Source organism: Silvanigrella sp. (assembly GCF_044369315.1).
In the GTDB taxonomy this organism is placed as follows: domain Bacteria; phylum Bdellovibrionota_B; class Oligoflexia; order Silvanigrellales; family Silvanigrellaceae; genus Silvanigrella.
Genome location: NZ_JBIPMD010000320.1, coordinates 1 through 3,064, shown reverse-complemented (window position 1 = coordinate 3,064; position 3,064 = coordinate 1). Strand labels below are relative to the sequence as shown.

General features: G+C 30.5%; 4 protein-coding genes and 1 pseudogene. 4 read left to right on the top strand and 1 reads right to left on the bottom strand.

The annotated features are described in order from the left end of the window. Positions 1-138: 138 nt before the first annotated feature. Positions 139-516 carry a hypothetical protein gene (locus ACIQ56_RS16205; protein ID WP_397602076.1) on the bottom strand — a complete coding sequence of 126 codons (378 nt, stop codon included), beginning with the start codon at positions 514-516 and terminating at the stop codon, positions 139-141. Positions 517-946: 430 nt separating this feature from the next. On the opposite strand from ACIQ56_RS16205, the gene ACIQ56_RS16200 reads away from it, so the two are divergent. From ACIQ56_RS16200 to ACIQ56_RS16185, 4 genes and pseudogenes are all read left to right on the top strand, one after another. Continuing rightward, the gene (locus ACIQ56_RS16200) at positions 947-1,291 is read left to right on the top strand and encodes a hypothetical protein (RefSeq protein ID WP_397602075.1); all 345 of its coding nucleotides are present in this window, start codon (positions 947-949) and stop codon (positions 1,289-1,291) included. 42 nt (positions 1,292-1,333) lie between these two features. Further along, the gene (locus tag ACIQ56_RS16195) at positions 1,334-2,149 is read left to right on the top strand and encodes a DUF932 domain-containing protein (protein WP_397602074.1); all 816 of its coding nucleotides are present in this window, start codon (positions 1,334-1,336) and stop codon (positions 2,147-2,149) included. A gap of 76 nt (positions 2,150-2,225) precedes the next feature. Continuing rightward, complete coding sequence (locus ACIQ56_RS16190; RefSeq protein ID WP_397602073.1) at positions 2,226-2,633, top strand: hypothetical protein; 408 nt, start codon at positions 2,226-2,228, stop codon at positions 2,631-2,633. A 176-nt stretch (positions 2,634-2,809) separates the two neighbouring features. Next, positions 2,810-3,064, top strand: a pseudogene (locus tag ACIQ56_RS16185) (hypothetical protein); the annotation flags it as partial.

The following is a 3,064-nucleotide window of genomic DNA, read 5'->3' as shown; positions in this document are numbered from 1 at the left end:
ACTTTCCTTGACGGAATTCCAAAATGGAAGGAAAAAGATATTGGATTGAATTTTAACTGACAGACAATTTCATTTTTGGGAGTCTTTGTAAACAGGGAGATTGTCAGATAATATACCATCTACTACAGTTAATTGTGTCTATAAAATTGGGGGAAGATCACCTTTTAAAATTTTAATTGTAGCTTTATCTTTTTCTGAAACGTATCCATTCATTTGCTCTATCAGATCTTGATCTTCACCTATATTTGCTTTCGCTAGAAAACCACATTTTGCAGATTCTTTAAAAATTTCTCTGTTTAATAGTAATCCTGTAACGACGTTTTTATTTGTTTCATTGATCATTTTTTTGAGTTCGTGAAGTTCAAATTCGATCTTCTTTTGAGTTTCTTCATACTTATTTTTATCATCTTCAATTAAACTTTCAACTACTGCATTTACACTTTTTTGTGATGAGTCTGCAAGAAATTTTAAATGCTGATAGTGCTTTTCATCCAGTCGTATTGTTATTCTTTTCACTAATATCCTCCCTAATAATTTATTAACATGACGTCATAAAAATAATATTTAAATATATAGAATACTAATTAAAAAATCACACAAAATGACGTCACAATTTTATAAAAAATGCATATGACGTCATGAGTGATGTCATCGTGACGTCAAAATAAATATAATTAAAATAATAGGTTAAATCAAATTTTGACGTCACATTTTTAAAGCTGACGTCACTCATGACGTCAAAATTTCAAACATAAGATATCTATATTTATCAATAATAAGTTAATTACAAACGTCTGCCACAAAGTGGCGTAGTGTGTGGATAGCGAGCAGGCCTTAGCCTGCGAAGCTTGCCTTGTTGTTTCTTTATGGTTTTCTGTATCGGCGTAACTCAATTTTTGAAGTCAAGATGTTTGTCTGCGCCGATTTTTAAAAAGGAGATTTAAAAATGTTTATTCATATGTATTCAAGAGAAGATGCTGTCGAGGATGGGGTTTTAGCTTTTTTGTCTGAGTTTTTTCCCAAGCTTTTTTTAGAACCGACTTATTGCACTTCTGCATTTTTTGATTCGTATATTTCGGATGATTTTGATAGCAAAGATTATAAAATAGGTTCTAATTCTGGGGAACGTGTCTTAAAAATTTATGAATTGTCCATTAGATTTTTTGCAATTACAAAACAAACAAAAAGACCATATTATTTTGATATCCCAAAAATTGATGGAACCTTTGATAAGGCTCAAATTGTTCATGACGGTGAAGTGTTTACTTATATGATGATCAACGAAGATTAAAAAATATTATTTCAATTTTAAATTAAAAAGGAGAGCAAAGGCATGAAATATTTTAGAGCTAACAGACCCCTAACAATCAATGAGGTACAAAAATTTGCTCCTGCTGCATTTGCAGATAAAGCAAGTTTGGATGTTTCAAAAAACTATTCTTTTCTTTCGACAAGAAACCTCATAGAAACTTTAGAAAAGAAAAATATTGTACCATTTGCTGTTGCTCAAACGAAGTCTCGGACAGATGAAGCAAAAGAAAGCGGACGGCATTTAATAAGATTTAGACACGAAAATCATAAGTTAGAAATAGGTGAGGTCGTGCCTGAAATTGTTTTGGAAACAAGTCACGATGCAAAATCATCATTTAAATTTTCGCTAGGTTTATTTAGATTGATTTGTGAAAATGGATTAGTAGCACCCTGTTCAATTTTAGACACTATTAGAATAAAGCATGTCAAAGCTGATGATTCAGATGTGATCGATGCAGCGTTTGAAGTGTTAGATAGTAGCGATTCTGCTATTGAGAATATTTTAGAAATGAAAAGAAAGGTTTTATCTATTGATGATCGATTCTCTTTTGCAAACGAAGCCACCACGTTGAGATGGGAAAAAGAAAGTGATTGTCCTCATCTTCCGTTAGAAAAAATTTTAGCACCAAGGAGAAGAAAAGAATCCGAATTAGATTTATGGACAACATTTAATGTCGTACAAGAAAATTTAGTGCGTGGTGGTCTTAGCTTTTATAAATTAAATGATAAAGGCTATCCAATCGCTCGTCAGTCAACGAGGGCTGTCAATTCTATCGCTAAAAATTTAGAACTAAATAGAAATTTATGGACTCTTGCAAATAAATTTTTAAATAACTAGTTTACTTTATGATATATATATCTTAAAGTATAATAAGTTAAGATATACTTTATCATAATTTTAAGGAGAGAGAAACATGAATTCTTTAAAGTCTATTGATTTTGAAACTATTTTTTACATCTTTATTGTTCCGAGTCTGATAATTTTTAGTTGTGTATTTGGGGTTGTTAATCGTCCTAAAAATCTATCACTAGATGCATATTCTTTAAAATGTAAAACATTAAGTTGGGAGCAAAAGAGTAATAAAACTTCGTGTCATAGTTTTGATCTTGTTTTTGTAGGAACTCAAAAATTTTTAGACGTAAATAATTCTAAAAATAAAAAGACTCTCTCTTTTATAAATGATCATTGTATTAGCTTTGATAAAAAAAATAATTGTAAGTCAATTGCTTTAAATTTTTCTTCTTTAGAACTAAAAAATATTTATTCAGGAGCAAAAAAAATAGATACTGATTTTGTTGGAAATCTTTCTTTAAATAGATGATAAAAAAATTTAGTGACTTTACTTTATGATAAGTGTATTCTATTCTTAAACTTAAGACTGTTTAGTTATGTATTTTTATCTTTTATGTTGTTTTTTAATTCATTAGTTTTGAAACACGGGCGTAGTGTGTATAGTAGAGTCAGGTTAAATTCTGAGCAATTAGGAATGGAATTAAAATGGTCCGAACAAATCGAGATTTAAGGGAACCACTTCGAGGAAAAAAAAGCTTCCGTGGAAAAAAACTTTTAAATTGTCGTTGGTGTGATTCTCAAATTACGGGGATGCGCCGTTCATTCTGCTCAGATGTCTGTGTGCATGAACATAAACTAAGGTCAGATGTCGGATACATGCGTAAAGCTGTATTTGAGAGAGACAATGGAATTTGTTCCGTATGTAAACGTGACTGCGAAAAACTTAAAAAGGATGCTTTA

Excerpts from the sequence above, each read along its gene's own strand:
- ACIQ56_RS16195 (WP_397602074.1), top strand. The coding sequence starts at position 1,334 with ATGAAATATTTTAGAGCTAACAGACCCCTAACAATCAATGAGGTACAA.
- ACIQ56_RS16200 (WP_397602075.1), top strand. The coding sequence starts at position 947 with ATGTTTATTCATATGTATTCAAGAGAAGATGCTGTCGAGGATGGGGTT.
- ACIQ56_RS16190 (WP_397602073.1), top strand. The coding sequence starts at position 2,226 with ATGAATTCTTTAAAGTCTATTGATTTTGAAACTATTTTTTACATCTTT.